We start from the raw sequence: 15,505 nt of genomic DNA, 5'->3' as shown, positions 1-15,505 counted from the left end.
GACCGATCTGCCTTTCGACATGTCGGCCTCGGCGACCGGCACGCGGCTGTCACCCGCGGATCGGTCGTTGTTCGCCGTGATCTCCCACGTGATCGGCGGCGGCGACTCGCGGCACTGGCAGGCTCTCCTGCGCGACTACCGGCCGGACGACGCGACCGACGAGTTCGACACGCTCCCGCCCGATGCCGACGAGGGGACACGCGAGCGGCTCGCACGACGCATCGCTCCGCAGATGCTCGCGCTTACCGGAAGGCACCCGGCGCCACCGCAGATCATCGAGCGGGCGACGTCCGGGCGGAACGCCGCGGCGGGCATCGTCGTCGAGGCGTTGCTGGATCTCTACAACCCGGCACAGCTCGACGTGCTCGTACGCATCTGGAGATCGGCGGGTCTGACCTGAGCCCGTCTCCGGGGCGACGTCCCGGAGGCCGGGTGCGCGGGCGAGTGCGGGGGCCCGGACCGAGGGGCCCGTGTTCTATGATCACGGGCCTATGAGCCAGTCGCGCACGCTGTCCGCCACGGAGATCTCCTCGGAGCGGCTCCTGCTCCGCGGGGCGTTGCACGACACCGACCGCGAGGGATTCGTCGAGCTCCACACCGATCCCGAGGTTCGGGCGTACATCGGTGGTCCCCAGCCTCGGAGTGACGTCGAGCGGCGCTTCGACGCGGCGATCGCCGACGCGACGTCCAGGCTCGGTAACTACGTCATCGCGGACGGCGCGACGAACCGGTTCATCGGGACGTTGACGCTCGCCCGCCGGTCGGCCGGCGGCCCCGGGCACGTCACCGAGGACGGCGAGGAACTGGAACTGGGCTACGTGCTGCGGCGCGGCGCGTGGGGCGCGGGGTTCGCGTTCGAGGCCGCGACGGCCGTGTTGCGCGCCGCGGCCCGCGAGCTCCCCGACCAGCCGGTCTCGCTCGTGACCCGGACCGCGAACGAGCGATCCCTGAAACTCGCCGCCCGCCTCGGCTTCCGCCCCGCCGGCACGTTCGAGGCGTTCGGCGCCGAGCAGACCCTCTGCACGGCCTCCCTGTCCGTGTTCCGGGTCTGATCCCGGTATCCGGCACGGAGGCGGCCCCCAGGCCAGGAGCCCCGGGCCGTACCGCACGGCGCGAAAACGCGTTGCCGTGGATGCTTCTGAAACGTATGGTTTTGCGCTCGTGGTCACGGTGATGGAGCGAGTCCTGCCCGCTCGGCTGGGAAAAGGGTTCCGGTGGTTGCTGGCCTCGAGCTGGCTGACGAATCTCGGTGACGGGGTCGCGGCCGCGGCGGGCCCGCTGCTGATCGCGACGTTGACCCGCGACCCGCTGATGATCTCGCTGTCGGCGCTGGTGAGCTGGGCGCCGCCGCTGCTGTTCAGCCTGTACGCGGGCGTGCTGTCGGATCGGTACGACCGGCGCGGGATCGTGCTCGTCGCGAACGCGGTGCGGGCCGTGGTGCTGGTGGCACTCGTCGCGCTCACGGTGAGCGGCACCGTGACCGTGGCGACGGCGCTGGTGGCGCTCACGCTCCGGTCCGTCGCCGAGGTGTTCGCCGACAACGCGACGGCCACCCTGACTCCCATGATGGTCGGCAGGGACGATCTCGTCATCGCCAACGCCCGCCTGGGTACGGGATTCATCACGCTCAACCAGCTCGCCGGGCCGCCGATCGGCGCGGCACTGTTCGGCCTGGGCCTGACCTGGCCGTTCGCGGCCCAGCTGCTCCTGGTGGTGGCGGGGATCGTCCTGCTCTCCCGGATCAAACTGCCGCCGCACAGCCGGCAGGGCGACGATCTCGCGCCCGACACCGTACGGGAACTGATCGCCGGGTTCAGCTGGACCGTCCGGCACGCGGCGGTCCGCACGCTGGCGCTCACAATTCTGATCTTCAACTTCACGTTCGGCGCGGCCTGGTCGGTCCTCGTCCTCTACACCCAGGAGCGGCTCGGCCTCGGCGCCCTGGGCTTCGGTCTGATGACCACCATCGGCGGGATCGGCGGCCTGATCGGCACCGGCCTGTACGGGGCCATCACCCGCAGGGTGAGCCTCGGCGCCCTGATGCGGATCGGGCTCGTCATCGAGACGCTCACCCACCTGGGCCTGGCCCTCACCCGTTCGCCATGGATCGCCGGGGGCATCTTCCTGGTCTTCGGCGCGCACGCGTTCATCTGGGGCACGACCTCGGTCACCGTCCGCCAGCGCGCGGTCCCGCACGAGCTGCAGGGCCGGGTGGGCAGCGTCAACACCGTCTGCGTCTACGCCGGGCTGGTGGTCGGCTCGTTGATCGGCGGCCTCCTGGCCACCCGCTTCGGTGTCGCGGCGCCCTTCTGGTTCGCCTTCGCCGGTTCGGCGGTGTTCGTGGTGCTGCTGTGGCGGCGGCTCATGCTCATCGCCCACGACGACTGAGACGCCCGGACCGGGATGTCCGGCGTCGCGGTGACACACCGATCGGCGTGATCGGACCGGAGACGACCGCGGACGACGCCCGGAGGTTCCCGGAGTCGTCCGCACGCCGATCCGGACCTCGTCGTCCGGGAGCACGACGCCGGCGCGGGCCCGGCCGTCGCCGGCCCGCTGCCCGAGCTGGGACGGGGCCCGCCGTTCACCGTGCGGGCCGGGCCCGATGACGTGTATGGCACCGAACCGCGTACGACCGCTCATGAAGATCGATAACCTTGGCCGCCATGTCCTCATTGATGATGAACAGGCGAGGTATCGGACTGCTCGCGACGGTCGCTCTGACCGTCGCCGCCTGTGGCGGCACCGACGGGGCGGTGTCCGCGTCACCCCCCGCCGCGACCTCCCCGTCGAGCCAGTCGCCCGCCCGCTCCTCCGCGCCCCAGATGAAGGCTTACGAGGTCACCCTGGAGGTGAACGGCAAGGGCAAGATCTACCAGCCGATCGCGTATTTCGCCGACACCAACGGCAGCGAGTCGGATGTCACCCTTCCCTGGAAGAAGACCGTGACCGTCGAACTCACCAAGGCCGAGCAGAAGGTCGGCTACCCGCTCTCCGTCATCCCCGGCGCGGTCCGCGACTCCAACCGGATGCTCAAGCCGGCCAGGTGCCGCATTCTCGTCGACGGCGAGGAGGTCGCCACCAACGACGGCGGCGAGAGCTCGTGCAAGTACACCCTGAAGTGAACCGAGCTCGTCCCGGGGGTTGAGGAACGTCGAGGTACGTGCGGCCGTCATCCCGGCACCGGCACCGGCTCGGGGCGGAAAGGTGACGACCAAGCTGGAGGACAGGGACGGGCTGTGACGGTGGCACCGTCGCCGTGAGAGTCGCGATGAGAGTCACCATGAGCGTCGCCATGAGACGAGCCGGTCTCGGCGACACCCGTGGCCGGCCACGCCGGTGACCATCGTCGCGGGGCCTCCGCGGTCCCTCACCGGGGGACGGGAGACACGGGTGACGGCGGTTCGGATCGCCGTCACCCGGTCGCCGGGATGTTACGCGGGGGGCTGGAGGACGGTGACCACGTGGATGGTGTGCGCCGGCTCGATGACCGAGGTCCCGGCCAGCGCGATGGTGTACGTGTGCTCGCCGGCCGTGGTCGGCGTGTCGGTGAAGCCGAACGACCCGTCGGTGGCGGAAGCCAGCTTCACCAGGGCTTTCGAGGTGACGGTGCCGTCCGGGCCGACGACCTTGCGTGAGACGACGATCGTCGCTCGCGGGAAGGTGACGCCCTCGGCGCCGAAGGTGCCGTCGAAGTCGAGTCGCTCGTCGACGTCGACCGTCGCCGGTCCGGTCACGGTGAGCACCGGCCGATGCCGGGCCACCGTCACGGTCGCCGAGGCGCTGCTACCCCGGAACCACGAGTTGGCCGGCCAGTGCACCCGGTACTCGAACGTCCCGGTGGACGGTGGGATGTCGGTGAACTCATAGGTCCCGTCCGCCGCCGTGGTGATCTCCTGGAAGGGCCGGACGGTGCCGTCGGGGAGCCAGCGGTTCAGTTCGAGCGTCTGCGCGCCGGGTGGCAGTCCGCTGCTCAGCGTGAGTCGTCCGCCGAAGGTCGACTGCTTGAGCGCGGTCACCTCGGAGGGAGCCGTCAGGGTCAGCGCGGAGGAGTGGTAGGGCGAGGGCGGCAGCCGCCAGAGGTGCATCCGCCCGGTGCCGGGCTCTTTCAGAACCGCGTAGGTGAGTGTGCCGTAGAACTCGATGCTGCCCGCCACCACCGCCTTCCCCTGGTGGGCGGCCGTGTAGATGACCTCCGAGGTGGTCGCGTCGTACACCACGAGCTCCGCCGCGTCGCCCGCGGGGGAGTTCCAGCCGCCCACGACGTAGGGGTCGTCCGGGCTGGCCGCGACAGCGGTGGGGAGGCCGTGCTCGCCGAATCCGCTGCTGTCGTAGGCGCGGGCCCGGGTCAGGGCCGTCGTGTCCCAGGCGTCGAACCGGCGGGGGTCGTCCGACGTCGACAGCGCCTCCGATCCGTGCCCGGCGAGTGCGAGATCCCGCAGGGCCGGCAGGTCGTTCACCTCCCCGTGGATCTCACCGCGCGAGGTGGGAGGCGTGGTGCTGATGTCGTACACCTTGACGGTGGCGGGGCTGACTCCCGGTTCCCCGGCCACCAGCGTGTTCCCGGAGACGGCGACGAGCGGAGCCCGGGTCGTGGCCGGCCCCACCCGGAAGGCGGGGGTGGGTGGGGCCGGCCACGTGACGAGGCCGAGAACCCCTCCCTGTCCCTCTTCGCCGCAACCGAATCCGATCCACAGCCGGTCGTACTCCTGCGCCAGACTCGACGGGCACGGGTACGCGGTGAGGTCGACGCGCCTGGTGATGGTGAGCGTGGCGATGTCGATCTCGATCACTTCGTTCGAGTCGCGCAGCGCCGCGTACACCTTCCCGCCGCTCTCCGGCGAGGCCAGGGCGACGGCGCCGGACAGGCCGGGGATCGTGTTGACGACCTTGCCGTCGGTGGACGTGACCACGATCTGGTCGCCGGCGGCGACGAAGACCTTCCTGCTGCGCGCCACCACGTCTGCGCCCTGCCCCGTGACGCCGAGGTCGGTGACGGTCGCCGGGGCCGCGGCGACTGCGGCGGTCGCGGCGGCGGGCGCCTGGGCGACGAGCAGGGCCGCCGTCAGGAGCAGGGATCCGGCCAGGGCGACCAATCGGCGGGACAGGGGAGCACGACCAGAGGTTGATGGGCGCACATGCACTCCGTTCTGGATGGGAAGGGGAGAGGCGAGCACCCTGACACGACCGGGGACTCGCTTCCGTTGATGATCTCCATCAATCGAACGTATATTCGCATAGTGCGGTAGTGCCGTCCAGGGCATTTCGGTGTGGCGATTCGGGGGGCGGGCCCGTCCTTCGGCCGTCACCTGTCTCATGGCCCGTCCGGCGGCGGTCAAGATCGCTCCGTCGGCGGGTGAGGCGACCCGGCGAGGAGCTTTACGCCCGCCGGGCCGCCGATGTCGCTAATGCCGCCGATGCGGCCGACCGCGCCGTGACCGCCGTGGAGTCAGTCGACCGTGATGACGAGCTTTCCGGGCGCGTTGCCCGCCGCCAGGTCACCCACCGCGGTGGCGGTCTCCGCCAGGGGGTACGTGCGCCCGACGGCCGGTCGCACGGTCCCGGCCTCGATGAGGTCGCGCAGCGTGTCGAGGTCGGCGGTGCGGGTCAGCGCGATCGGCCCGTCCAGGCGCTGGCGGGTGAACGGGGTGATCAGCCGGACGGCCAGCATCCGGCTGATCCCGCCGAACCAGCGGCCGCCGCCCTCGCCGCCGACGACGACGAGCCGGCCGCGTTCGGTGAGCAGCCCGCGCAGCAGGGGCAGCGGCCGGATGCCCGCGATGTCGATGATCAGGTCGTAGGTCCCGGTGAGCGGCTCGCGCGTGTAGTCGATGACGGCCTGGGCGCCCAGCGACCGGACGAGGTCGGCCTTGGCCGTGCTGCACACGGCGGTGACGTGGGCGCCGCCGGCGGCCGCGAGTTGCGTCGCGAAGCTGCCCACCCCGCCGCCGGCGCCGATGACCAGCGCCTTCTCGCCGGGGGTGACCTGGCCGACGGCCCGCAACGCGGTCACCCCCGACACCGGTACGGCCGCCGCTTCGGTGAAGCTCAGATTGGCGGGCTTGCGGGCGAGCTTGCCCGGGCGGGCGAGCGCGAACTGCGCGTACGAGCCGGTCGCCGCGCCGTACACCTCGTCGCCGGGGCGGAACGCGGTCACGCCGGCGCCGACGGACTCCACGACGCCGGCCACGTCCATGCCCAGCACGCGGTTGCGGGGCCGGCGCAGGCCGAGGCCGAGGCGGGCGGCGAGCGGCAGCCCGGTCATGACGTGCCACACGCCGTAGTCGACGCCGGCCGCGCGCACCCGGATCAGCACGTCGCCGGAGCCGGGCGTAGGGATCGGGACCTCGCCGAGGCTCAGCGTGCGCGGCGGGCCGTACTCGTCCTGGACGATCGCCCTCATGGGGGGTCTCCTTCGGTGTCGGGGTACTGGAAGACGTCGTCGAGCCCGACCCGGAACACCCGGGCGATGCGGAAGGCCATCTCCAGCGAGGGGGAGTAGCGACCCTGTTCGATCGCGATGATGGTCTGGCGGGTGACGCCGACCCGGTCGGCCAGCTCGGCCTGGGTCATCTCGTCGTGTGCGAACCGCAGGGTCCGGATCGCGTTGGTGACCCGCGTCGGCTTCACCACGTCTGGAAGCCGCCCTTGCGGTATGCCATGATCTTGGCGAACGAGCTGAGCATCGCGGACAGCACGAACGCCAGGTAGACGGCGTTGGCGATCCAGAAGTGGCGCAGCTCGGCGATGGCCATGACCAGTGCGGCGAGCGCGCCGATGACGAGGATCGACTGCCCGATGCGCTCGCCGACCTGGTGGATCTCACGGTCGCGCTCGTCGGTGCGGTCGGCGCCGTGGCCGCCCGCGACGGCCACCGCGATGTTGGCCACGATCGCGACGACGATGGCGCCACCGATGGTCCACAGCATGGTTCCCGCGTAGGCGACGTCGGTGAGCGGGCCGTCGCCGGCCCGGCCCAGGACGGTCACCAGGTAGATCGTGTACGCGCCGACGGAGACCACGATCATCACCCAGGCGCGCTTTTCCTCGAAGGCCATGCCCGCTCCTCGTGTAAAACAAAGCTGACATCACCCAATGTAAAACGCACCGGACACCATGTCAAAATTTATTTACATGCGCGGGCGGCGACGTCGTGGCGCCCGGCCTGCGGCCGGGCCGGCGATCAGCGAATCTCCCACCACGTCAGGTTGGCGGCCGCCCGGGACACCGGCTCGATGATCTCCCACGCCTCGGTGATCAGACCGTTGTCGAGCCGCCAGATGTCGACGACCGCGATCTCCGGCCCGGCACCGGGCAGCCGGCGCCGCGAATGCATCACGACGTGATCGCCGTCGGCCAGCACGTGCTGGATCTCGACCCGCATGCCGGCCAGCGGGACGAGCGCGGCGCTCACGGCGGCGAGCCATTCCGGCTTCGTCTGGGAGGTCGCGTCCGGGCGGTGGTGGAGGAAGTCGTCGCTCAGCAACGGCGCGAGCGCGTCGACGTCACCGGTCGCGACCAGTGCGGCCAGCGCCTGCCGGACGATGCTCTTGTTGTCGTGGGTCGTGTTCTGAGTGGTCACGGGCAGCAGTTTTTCCAGCGTCCGGGATGCTTGTCGATGAAATCGCGTTTCATGGCGTTCGGCTCTTCGATGAGTAGCATCGTCGTCCATGTACACCGTGGGGGAACTGCTGCGGCAGTGGCGGCATCGCCGGCGGCTCAGCCAGCTGGATCTCGCGATCGCCGCCGATGTGTCGGCTCGTCACGTCAGCCTGGTGGAGACCGGCAGGTCCCGCCCGAGCGCCGAGATGATCCTGCGACTGGCCGAGTGGCTCGACGTGCCGCTGCGAGAGCGCAACCGGCTGCTGCTGGCCGCAGGCTTCGCGCCCCGCTATGCCGAGCAGCCGCGGGAGGTGTCGCCGGCGGCCTGGGACGCGATCGAACGGGTGCTGCGCGCGCATGAGCCGTATCCGGCACTGGCCGTCGACCGCCGGTGGGACATCGTGATGAGCAATCGCGCCATCGACCCGTTCCTCGCCGGCGTCGCCCCCGGCCTGCTGGTCCCGCCGATCAACATGGTGCGGCTGGGACTGGACCCGCGCGGGCTCGCTCCGCACATCGTCAACCTGGCACAGGTGCGCGCGCTGCTGCGTGTCCGGATCGCGCGGCAGCTCGCCACGGCTCCCGATCCCCTGCTCACCGCGCTCTACGAGGAACTCCTGGCCCCCCATCCGGGGGAGGTGGGTCAACCGGTCGAGTCCGAGGTCGCCATTCCGATGATCTTCCGCTTCGGCGGGCGCGAACTGCGGCTGTTCTCGACGACGACCACGTTCGGCACTCCGACGGACATCACCCTGGACGAGGTCGCGATCGAGTCGTACTACCCGACGGACGCCGACAGCGCCGCCTACTTCGCCGCACCCGGCGCCGGCGGGTAGTCACCCGCCCTCCGGTCAGGAAGGCGGCGGCTGGGGCGAACGGGTGTTCCGCGAACTGTTCCGGTGAGGGCCCGCTCAGCTCGCCGCCGGTCGTGACCGGATCGATGACGGCTTCCGCGATCGTCCGGCCGCGTTCCTCCTATCATGCGAACGCATGGCAACCCTGCCGGGAGGTGGCGTGGCGGAGAGCGGGATCGCACTCAACGGAGAGGTCGAGATCGCCTACGAGGTGTTCGGGAGGCCGGGCGGGCGTCCGTTGACGCTGATCAACGGGCTCGACGGGACGATGCTCGGGTGGGCCGAGGGGTTCTGCGCGGCGCTGGCCGAGGCGGGGTTCCAGGTGGTCAGGTACGACCATCGGGACGCGGGCCTGTCCACCCACTTCACCGGGAGGAGACGGGCCTACAGCGTCGGCGACATGGTCGACGACATGATCGCCGTCCAGGACGCGCTGGGGTGGGAGTCGGCGCATCTGTGCGGGCTGTCGATGGGCGGCGGGCTGGCCCAGTTCGCGGCACTCCGCAACCCCGGGCGGGTGCGGTCGCTGATCCTCATGTCGCCGATCCAGATGGTCGGCGCGGACTTCGGGACGTTCCGGTACGTGCGTCTCCCCGGCCCCCTCAAAATCGCCTTCAAGCGGTACGGGGACACGCCCGAGGAGAAGGTCCGCATGCTCATGGACATCATGCGGCTCGCCGAGGCCGAGAGCATGCCCCTCGACGAGGCCTGGGTGCGCGAGACCGCCGAGAAGGCCGTGCGGCGCCGGATGCCCGACCCGCACGCCGGGATGCGCGTGCGCGCCGCCCGCCGGGCCGAGAAGCTGCCCGCGGGCGGCATCCGCGGGATCACGCGGCCGACCCTGGTCATCTCCGGGGCGGAGGATCCGCTCATCAACCCCACGGCGGGGGCCGCGCTCGCGAAGAGGATCCCCGGGGCGCGGTACGTGCTCATCGAGCGGATGGGGCACACGTTCGCGCCGGGCGTCTGGCCGGAACTCATCAGAGAGATCGAGCGGCACGCCTCCTGAGCGGGGTGCCGCATGGCCCCACGGTCCGGCGTCGCCGGATACGCGAGTCCCGAACGCCATTTCTCCCCGATGACACCGGCGCACACCTATGTAGAAAACGTACTATGGGGCTATGGTCCCGAGACCCTCGCCATCTCGCGGGACCTCGCCAACTGGATCGGGGAGGCGGGCGACCCCCAGCGGGCTCGCGACCACCTCACCACCGGTCATCGCCAGGTGAACAGTTGTCGTCAGGTGAACAGCCGGAAGATCGTTCCGGGCCGGTAAGAGCGCAGGACGTTGAAGTTCACGCTGGGAGTGAGACCGATCGCACCGGCCGCGAAGGCTCGGTTCGGCATCCTCATCGCCGCGAGGAAGCGGTAGTAGCGTTTCCCGTGCCGTGCCACGAGCTTGACGGGTCAGCGCTACGCCCCCCAACCAAGTCTGTGACCTGCGGGTTCTCGCGCCAACTGCGCGTCCGGAGGTCCGCGGCCGCCCTCGTGCCCGACCGTCGGTTCCTCACCCTGGCCGAGGAGGCCTGGCGTCGGAAGAAGCGAACCTGCAGCGAATCTACATTGTAAAGGCGCCCGGCCGCTCGCCAGGGGCACCGGCGCCATGGACAATGCCCGCCTGTCGAGGAATCACTGAAACACGGCCTCCGGTCACCGTTCCCGTACTCCTGAGTCCTCGTGTGACTCCCGGAGAACACCGACCTGGGGCTGCCCTGCCGTCCCTGACGCGCGCGGTGTGATCACGAAATCGCGGCAGTGTGTCGCTCGGCGCGAACAGATCTGCCCCGCTCGGTGTCGAAGGGATACATGCGCCGACTCATGCCCCTCGTTCTGGCCTTGTCGCTGTCCCTCACCGGTTGCGCCGCCCCTGCCGTGCATGACGCGCGAGAGCATGCCGATCGGATCGCCGACCAGTTGAAGGGCTACGACCCGTGGGTCTCCGAAGACGTCGGCTACTACCTCACGCAGCAGGAGGAGGAGAGCCTCACGGTCTTGGACGTCGCCGGTGACGGGCACGAGGGTCCGGGACACGTGCGGATCAGGGTCCGGGGGAAGGACCGCACGCCACAGCCACCCATGGGGCCGGCGGATACCCCCTCTCCTGCCGTGGTGGTGTTCGTCTGCTTCGACCTGGAGGTGATCAAGCCCGAGCCGGTGAACCACGTCACGCCGCGCAAAGAGGACTGGAGGGTGAACATCACCGAGATCGGCTGCCCCGCGAACATTCCTCAGCGGACCTTCCGGCCGCCGGCCACGTTGCCGGCTCGAACCGATTCGTGGTTGAAGAAGCACCTGCCCGCGACCCTCGACCTTGACGCGACCCGGCGTGCCGTCCGGGCCCTGGATCTGGACCCGCGCATCCGTCAGGAGGTCGCCGTCCACGACGGCGCGATCGGCATCGCCCTGCGGGAGCCGGATGGGGACTGCCTGTTCGCCCAGGTGTGGCCGAACAACGTGCAGGTGTGGAGCCCATGGAGTCCATGGGCTCCTCCCGTGCTCCCCGCCGAACGCGCCTGCAGCGCGGCTCAGGCCGCGAGCGGTTACTCCTACTGACGCGGCTCGCGATCGGCCTCAGGGGCGAATCGCGGCGATCGACGCCGGCCTCCGCGTCGCAGGCCGTCTGAACGTGCCGCGGGGGCTCCGGAAGCCGTGGTGGGCCTCGAACGACGCCATCGCCGACTCGGAACCGTGATCCGGCGTGGGTCGAGCCGCTGTCTCGTCGATCGACACATCGGACGACCTCAGCGGTCGCAGAACGGCCGGGAGAGTTCGAGATCGGCGTCCACCCGGCGCAACCCGTCGAATCCCCAGGTGTTGATGCCCTCCAGGTCGACCTCGTGGTAAATGCGATTCGCAAGGTCGCGCAGCGAGCGGGCGAGCCGGGCGTACTCGAGGTGGGTGAGATCGAGTCCCTCCGCTCCGTAGGCGCGCAGGAAGCGCACGGGGTCGGGCCCGCACAAGGCGGCGAACACATCGTGCTCGCGCGGCGCCAGCATCGCGTGATCCCAGTCGAGCAGCGTCGCGGATCGGCCGTCGCGGCCGATGAGGACGTTTTGAGGGAACAGGTCGTGGTGGCACACGACGTGGGGAACGTCGATCGCGCGTGCCCGTTCGATCACCGCTTCGAGCCGGTCGACGTTGGCCACGATCTCGTCGCGGCGGTCTCCGATCCAAGGGTGGTCGTGCCGGTCGCGCAGCACCTCGATGCACCACTCGTCCATATCGGTGCGAGGCAGGACGAGGTCGGTGATCTCGTGCACCGCGCGCATCGCCCGCGCGATCGCCTCCGCGTCGTTCCACGTTCCCTGGCGGCCGTCGGCGAACGGGAACAGCGCGTAGCGCCGGCCATGGTGCTCGGAGGTGTACGAGCCGTCAAGTGCTCGCTCCGCCGCGGGAACGGGGATGCCCCGAGCCGCCAGCTCAGCGGTCAGCGCCAGACCGGCGTCGCTGTCGGGCCGCTGACGCCACAGTTTCACGAACCAGCGCCCGTCGGTGAACGCATCCGCCTCGAACCCGCCCGGATGCGGCCGCAGCTCGCCCACTTCGACGCCGAACGCGTCGCGCACCTGAGCCGTCGTCGGAGGTCGTACTTCGCTCCACATCGACCGGGATGCTACCGCTGCCGAGGGCGGCCGGTCGACGTCTCCGTGCTGCGGGGCTTGGCGCGGAGACGGATACGGGATGGGGTGAGTGGTCGGCGGGAGGATCTGCCGCGGTTTGGGTTGGGGGCCGATCGCGCTCCTCTAGCGTCTCGGGTCAAGGGCGTGCTTGCCGCGGGTCAGGGCTGCCTCGAGCTCTTGGAGGACCGTCGGGCCCTCGTCGAGGGGATGCACCTGAGGGGTGCCGGGCAGGTAGACGCCCCGCACGATCAGCCGCTCGATCTCGTCGAGCAACCCCTGGTAGACGGAGGGCGCCGCCTCGGCCAACGCGCCGATGTGGAGTCCCTTGATCTGCGCCCGGTGGGTGAAGACCAGGTCGTGGGTCGTCAGGCCGGCGTCCCCGGACGCGGCACCGAGGACGACGACTCGGCCGGTGAAGGGTTTGGTCACCGACAAACTGGCCTCGAAGGTGGCCTTGCCGACCGACTCCAGCACCAGGTCGACACCGGCGGTCCGGCGCAGGATCTCCTCGGCCAGATCGTCGCGAGAGGGATCCAGGATCACGTCGACCCCGAGCGCCCTGACGTCATCGTGTTTCGCCGGCGACGCGGTGGCGATGACGTGGGCCCCGTAGTGAAGGGCGAGGCGGGCGGCGGCCTGTCCCACGCCCCCTGCGGCGGCATGAACGAGCACCACGTCACCGGCCTTGAGTTCGCCCAGCGGCCGCAGCGCCGCCAGGGCCGTCGTCCAGTTCAGCACCATGCCCAGGGCTTCGGCATCGCTCCACCCCGACGGAACCGGGAGGACGCCTGCGGCCGGCATCAGCATGTACTCCGCGAAGGCAGCGGGGCCGGTTCCTATGACATGGGTGCCGAGCGGGAGCGGGTCATCGATCTCAGCGCCGGCGGCGACGATCTCGCCTGCTGCTTCGAACCCGGCCACGTAGGGAGGGTGCGGCCCGCCACCGTAGGTTCCGTAGGTCTGCATCACGTCCGCGAAGTTGATCCCCGCCGCACCCACTCGGATCATGTAGTCACCCGAGCCTGGACCGATGGGACGCGGATGGTCAACCACCAGGGTCAGGTCCTTCGGGCCGCTGTGCGAGTGTTGCACGAGGGCACGCATCGTTCCGGCGGGTGTCACGTTCTCGATGTCCATCCCCGGAACGTAGGACCCTCACACTGGCGTCAAGGTCAAGTCGTTCGCCACGGCCGGGGTGAACTCTCGTCCAGGAACGCGTCGAGCGCCGACCGTTGGGTGGTGAGCGCGGCGATGCGGGCCTCGAGCCGATCGCGATAGCGCCGGACCTCGACCAGGAACTCTTCGCACAGCTGATCGCGGCCTATGGACTCGCCTGTGACGTGGGGCAGCACGTCCCTGATCAGTCGCACGGACAGTCCCGAATCCAGCAGCAGGCGAATGACGACCACTCGGTCGATGGTGGAGCCGCAGTAGTCGCGGTACCCGTTGCCGCACCGGCCCGGGACGATGAGACCTTCGTCCTCGTAGAACCGCAGCGACCTGGCGCTGACGCCACTGGTCCTGGCTGCCTCACCGATCCTCACGCCCAACCCCAACCCACGAGGACGCCACGATCTTCCCGCACCATCCCGCGGCGCACCGTGCGATCAGGTTCATCCCCTGGCGCGCCTTTCTGGTGTGGGGGCCGCTCGCACCGGCAGGACTGACCGCCGGCAAGGCCGTCGTGCGCTGGGTGGACGTGATGGCCCACTTCGACATCGTGAGATGGAAGCCCGTTCCGTGGCTTGTCGTGGTGGCACTGGCGGCCGGGTACGCGTGCCGATCCGCCGTGGGGCGGCGAACCGCGCTGCTGCTGTTCCTGCCCGCGGCGGCCCTCGGCGACCTCGGAGACCTGCCGTTCGTGCCCACCCCGACAGCCCTCGCGCAGATCGGCTGCGCGGTCCTGGCCTTCGCCGCCGCGGCCGCCCTGACCTGGCGCCGGAGCGGTCCATCCGCTTCGGCGAGCGATCACTGAAGGTCGCCGTCGCCGCTGTTAGCATCCACGCATGCCCGATGACAAGGATGCGATATTCGCCTACACCTCGGAGCGTGAGGCACTGGAGGGCTTCCTCGACTATCAGCGCGAGGGGCTGCTCCTGACGATCGAAGGGCTCGACGACGCTGCGGCGCGAAAGGCGCCGACCGCGAGTTCGTTGTCACTGCTGGGACTGGTGAAGCACGCCGCGACCTGGGAGCGCCGCTGGTTCCAGGTCATCATGGCCGGACGCGAGCTTCCCGAGAACTGGCCCGCCGTCAAAACCGATCCTCGTGACGCCGACATGATGGTCGACGAGAACGACACGGTGGAGCACTGGGTCGCGTACTACCGGGAGCAGATCGAGGAGTCCCGTGCCATCGTGGCTTCGATGGATCTTGACAGTCCCTGCGCGCGCAAGGACATCATCGAGTGCAACGTGCGCTATGTCCTGTTCCACATGATCGAAGAGACCGCGCGCCACGGCGGGCACGCGGACATCATCCGCGAGACCCTCGACGGCACCCGTCAAAGCTGAGCGTCATCTCGCTGGACGAACTCGGCCGGCCCCGGGACTATCTGCGTCGGTGGAAGACGCGGATGGCGGAGGACACCTGGCCGGCGCCCGGTGGGATCCATCGACGGCACTGGCCGGCGTCGCCGGACGGTCGCGACAGGCCCCGCCCACCCTGAGCATTTCGGGGGGCGAGGAACATCCGCGCGGAAACGGCCTCAGGGGAGGATCGGCGCAGCTTTTGGTGGGAGGGGGTCACTACCTGCGGTGTCCCGGGAGCAGTACCCAACGGTGCGACCCTTCTTGGCGTCCTCGGGAAACAGGGCACCCCGAACGGAGGCGACATCGAATCCTCAGCCGCCGGGCGACGGCCGTCCCTCGCCGACGGGTGACAGGCGATCGGCGAAGACGAGTTCGCCACCTAGCTGGCTGTACATCTCCAGCTGGTCGTAGTAGATCCGATGAGTGATGATCTTGTCGTTGCCGACGGAGCAGATGCTGGTGCCGCGGACAGCGACAGGACGGCTCGTTCCGTCCAGCACACCCCCGCCGGGCAGCATGACAGGCCCATTGTGCGTACCGGTGAGCATCCATTCGGTCACCGCGGGATCGTCGCAGAACACCGTGTGCCAGACCGTCATGCTCAGGTCCGGAAACCCTTTGAAGACATCCTTGTAGAACGAGGCGATCTGGTCGTGTCCTTCCGCGGTGCCCTCCGGGGTCACCAGGACGCCGTCCCGGCTGTGGCACTGAAGAACACGATCCAGATCGTGGGTGTTGAAGGCCTCGAGCAGCTTGTCCTTGAGCGCGCGGGCGTCGCCCATAGATATCACCCCTTCGACCGGGACCCTTCCGGCGACGGGCACGCCGTCACGGTGGCCAGCCCCGAGCGAAGGCCGGCCGCCGTGATGGTGTGCGCACTCGCGTCGGTGATCCGGGT

General features: G+C 69.9%; 19 protein-coding genes. 9 read left to right on the top strand and 10 right to left on the bottom strand.

Annotated elements, in window-relative coordinates; all coding sequences use genetic code 11:
• Positions 1–67: 67 nt before the first annotated feature.
• The 4 genes from AC5L38_RS20605 (at position 68) to AC5L38_RS20590 (ending at position 3,125) form a co-directional block, all read left to right on the top strand.
• On the top strand, positions 68–400 hold the full coding sequence (locus tag AC5L38_RS20605) for a hypothetical protein (RefSeq protein ID WP_495244429.1): 333 nt from the start codon (positions 68–70) through the stop codon (positions 398–400).
• A gap of 91 nt (positions 401–491) precedes the next feature.
• Complete coding sequence (locus AC5L38_RS20600) at positions 492–1,052, top strand: GNAT family N-acetyltransferase (protein WP_495244428.1); 561 nt, start codon at positions 492–494, stop codon at positions 1,050–1,052.
• Between the two features lie 166 nt (positions 1,053–1,218).
• Positions 1,219–2,388, top strand: coding sequence for an MFS transporter (locus tag AC5L38_RS20595; RefSeq protein ID WP_495244427.1), 1,170 nt, complete (start codon positions 1,219–1,221; stop codon positions 2,386–2,388).
• A 278-nt stretch (positions 2,389–2,666) separates the two neighbouring features.
• Positions 2,667–3,125, top strand: a complete 459-nt coding sequence (locus tag AC5L38_RS20590; RefSeq protein WP_495244426.1) for a hypothetical protein — start codon at positions 2,667–2,669, stop codon at positions 3,123–3,125.
• Between the two features lie 309 nt (positions 3,126–3,434).
• Here AC5L38_RS20590 and AC5L38_RS20585 read toward each other — a convergent pair whose 3' ends face one another.
• From AC5L38_RS20585 to AC5L38_RS20565, 5 genes are all read right to left on the bottom strand, one after another.
• Positions 3,435–5,138, bottom strand: coding sequence for a YncE family protein (locus AC5L38_RS20585; RefSeq protein WP_495244425.1), 1,704 nt, complete (start codon positions 5,136–5,138; stop codon positions 3,435–3,437).
• A 311-nt stretch (positions 5,139–5,449) separates the two neighbouring features.
• On the bottom strand, positions 5,450–6,403 hold the full coding sequence (locus AC5L38_RS20580; protein ID WP_495244424.1) for an NAD(P)-dependent alcohol dehydrogenase: 954 nt from the start codon (positions 6,401–6,403) through the stop codon (positions 5,450–5,452).
• Entirely contained in the window at positions 6,400–6,633 is a 234-nt protein-coding gene (locus AC5L38_RS20575; protein WP_495244423.1) for a helix-turn-helix transcriptional regulator, read from the bottom strand. Before AC5L38_RS20575 ends, AC5L38_RS20580 begins: the two co-directional genes overlap by 4 nt.
• Complete coding sequence (locus tag AC5L38_RS20570; RefSeq protein ID WP_495244422.1) at positions 6,627–7,058, bottom strand: hypothetical protein; 432 nt, start codon at positions 7,056–7,058, stop codon at positions 6,627–6,629. The genes AC5L38_RS20575 and AC5L38_RS20570 overlap by 7 nt, the downstream gene beginning before the upstream one ends.
• A 125-nt stretch (positions 7,059–7,183) precedes the next feature.
• The gene (locus AC5L38_RS20565) at positions 7,184–7,582 is read right to left on the bottom strand and encodes a nuclear transport factor 2 family protein (protein WP_495244421.1); all 399 of its coding nucleotides are present in this window, start codon (positions 7,580–7,582) and stop codon (positions 7,184–7,186) included.
• 88 nt (positions 7,583–7,670) lie between these two features.
• On the opposite strand from AC5L38_RS20565, the gene AC5L38_RS20560 reads away from it, so the two are divergent.
• Together AC5L38_RS20560 and AC5L38_RS20555 are read left to right on the top strand one after the other, a co-directional pair.
• Positions 7,671–8,438 (top strand): helix-turn-helix domain-containing protein, encoded by a 768-nt coding sequence (locus tag AC5L38_RS20560; RefSeq protein ID WP_495244420.1) that lies wholly within the window; start codon positions 7,671–7,673, stop codon positions 8,436–8,438.
• Positions 8,439–8,592: 154 nt separating this feature from the next.
• Positions 8,593–9,465, top strand: a complete 873-nt coding sequence (locus AC5L38_RS20555) for an alpha/beta fold hydrolase (protein ID WP_495244419.1) — start codon at positions 8,593–8,595, stop codon at positions 9,463–9,465.
• Between the two features lie 230 nt (positions 9,466–9,695).
• On the opposite strand, the gene AC5L38_RS20550 is transcribed toward AC5L38_RS20555, so the two are convergent.
• Positions 9,696–9,851: a hypothetical protein gene (locus AC5L38_RS20550; RefSeq protein WP_495244418.1), complete on the bottom strand. Its 156-nt coding sequence runs from the start codon at positions 9,849–9,851 to the stop codon at positions 9,696–9,698.
• Positions 9,852–10,274: 423 nt separating this feature from the next.
• Here AC5L38_RS20550 and AC5L38_RS20545 point away from each other — a divergent pair, with 423 nt between their 5' ends.
• Complete coding sequence (locus tag AC5L38_RS20545; protein WP_495244417.1) at positions 10,275–11,009, top strand: hypothetical protein; 735 nt, start codon at positions 10,275–10,277, stop codon at positions 11,007–11,009.
• A gap of 188 nt (positions 11,010–11,197) precedes the next feature.
• Here the strand turns inward: AC5L38_RS20545 and AC5L38_RS20540 are convergent, their stop codons facing one another.
• The 3 genes from AC5L38_RS20540 to AC5L38_RS20530 form a co-directional block, all read right to left on the bottom strand.
• A complete protein-coding gene (locus AC5L38_RS20540) occupies positions 11,198–12,022 on the bottom strand; it encodes a phosphotransferase enzyme family protein (RefSeq protein ID WP_495244416.1) in 825 nt (274 codons plus the stop codon).
• 177 nt (positions 12,023–12,199) lie between these two features.
• Positions 12,200–13,213, bottom strand: a complete 1,014-nt coding sequence (locus AC5L38_RS20535) for a zinc-binding dehydrogenase (RefSeq protein ID WP_495244415.1) — start codon at positions 13,211–13,213, stop codon at positions 12,200–12,202.
• Between the two features lie 35 nt (positions 13,214–13,248).
• A complete protein-coding gene (locus AC5L38_RS20530; protein ID WP_495244414.1) occupies positions 13,249–13,620 on the bottom strand; it encodes a MerR family transcriptional regulator in 372 nt (123 codons plus the stop codon).
• Between the two features lie 92 nt (positions 13,621–13,712).
• On the opposite strand from AC5L38_RS20530, the gene AC5L38_RS20525 reads away from it, so the two are divergent.
• Together AC5L38_RS20525 and AC5L38_RS20520 are read left to right on the top strand one after the other, a co-directional pair.
• Complete coding sequence (locus AC5L38_RS20525; RefSeq protein ID WP_495244413.1) at positions 13,713–14,051, top strand: hypothetical protein; 339 nt, start codon at positions 13,713–13,715, stop codon at positions 14,049–14,051.
• Between the two features lie 31 nt (positions 14,052–14,082).
• Positions 14,083–14,589, top strand: a complete 507-nt coding sequence (locus tag AC5L38_RS20520) for a DinB family protein (protein WP_495244412.1) — start codon at positions 14,083–14,085, stop codon at positions 14,587–14,589.
• Positions 14,590–14,918: 329 nt separating this feature from the next.
• On the opposite strand, the gene AC5L38_RS20515 is transcribed toward AC5L38_RS20520, so the two are convergent.
• Positions 14,919–15,389: an ester cyclase gene (locus AC5L38_RS20515; RefSeq protein WP_495244411.1), complete on the bottom strand. Its 471-nt coding sequence runs from the start codon at positions 15,387–15,389 to the stop codon at positions 14,919–14,921.
• Between the last annotated feature and the right edge of the window lie 116 nt (positions 15,390–15,505).

The sequence above is a fragment of the Streptosporangium nanhuense genome (assembly GCF_059358815.1).
The sequence above is the reverse complement of the archived record's forward strand: the minus strand, read 5'-3'. Positions and strand labels throughout refer to the sequence as shown.

Excerpts from the sequence above, each read along its gene's own strand:
- AC5L38_RS20580 (WP_495244424.1), bottom strand. The coding sequence starts at position 6,403 with ATGAGGGCGATCGTCCAGGACGAGTACGGCCCGCCGCGCACGCTGAGC.
- AC5L38_RS20545 (WP_495244417.1), top strand. The coding sequence starts at position 10,275 with ATGCCCCTCGTTCTGGCCTTGTCGCTGTCCCTCACCGGTTGCGCCGCC.
- AC5L38_RS20600 (WP_495244428.1), top strand. The coding sequence starts at position 492 with ATGAGCCAGTCGCGCACGCTGTCCGCCACGGAGATCTCCTCGGAGCGG.
- AC5L38_RS20590 (WP_495244426.1), top strand. The coding sequence starts at position 2,667 with ATGTCCTCATTGATGATGAACAGGCGAGGTATCGGACTGCTCGCGACG.
- AC5L38_RS20570 (WP_495244422.1), bottom strand. The coding sequence starts at position 7,058 with ATGGCCTTCGAGGAAAAGCGCGCCTGGGTGATGATCGTGGTCTCCGTC.
- AC5L38_RS20535 (WP_495244415.1), bottom strand. The coding sequence starts at position 13,213 with ATGGACATCGAGAACGTGACACCCGCCGGAACGATGCGTGCCCTCGTG.
- AC5L38_RS20555 (WP_495244419.1), top strand. The coding sequence starts at position 8,593 with ATGGCAACCCTGCCGGGAGGTGGCGTGGCGGAGAGCGGGATCGCACTC.
- AC5L38_RS20560 (WP_495244420.1), top strand. The coding sequence starts at position 7,671 with ATGTACACCGTGGGGGAACTGCTGCGGCAGTGGCGGCATCGCCGGCGG.
- AC5L38_RS20515 (WP_495244411.1), bottom strand. The coding sequence starts at position 15,389 with ATGGGCGACGCCCGCGCGCTCAAGGACAAGCTGCTCGAGGCCTTCAAC.
- AC5L38_RS20520 (WP_495244412.1), top strand. The coding sequence starts at position 14,083 with ATGCCCGATGACAAGGATGCGATATTCGCCTACACCTCGGAGCGTGAG.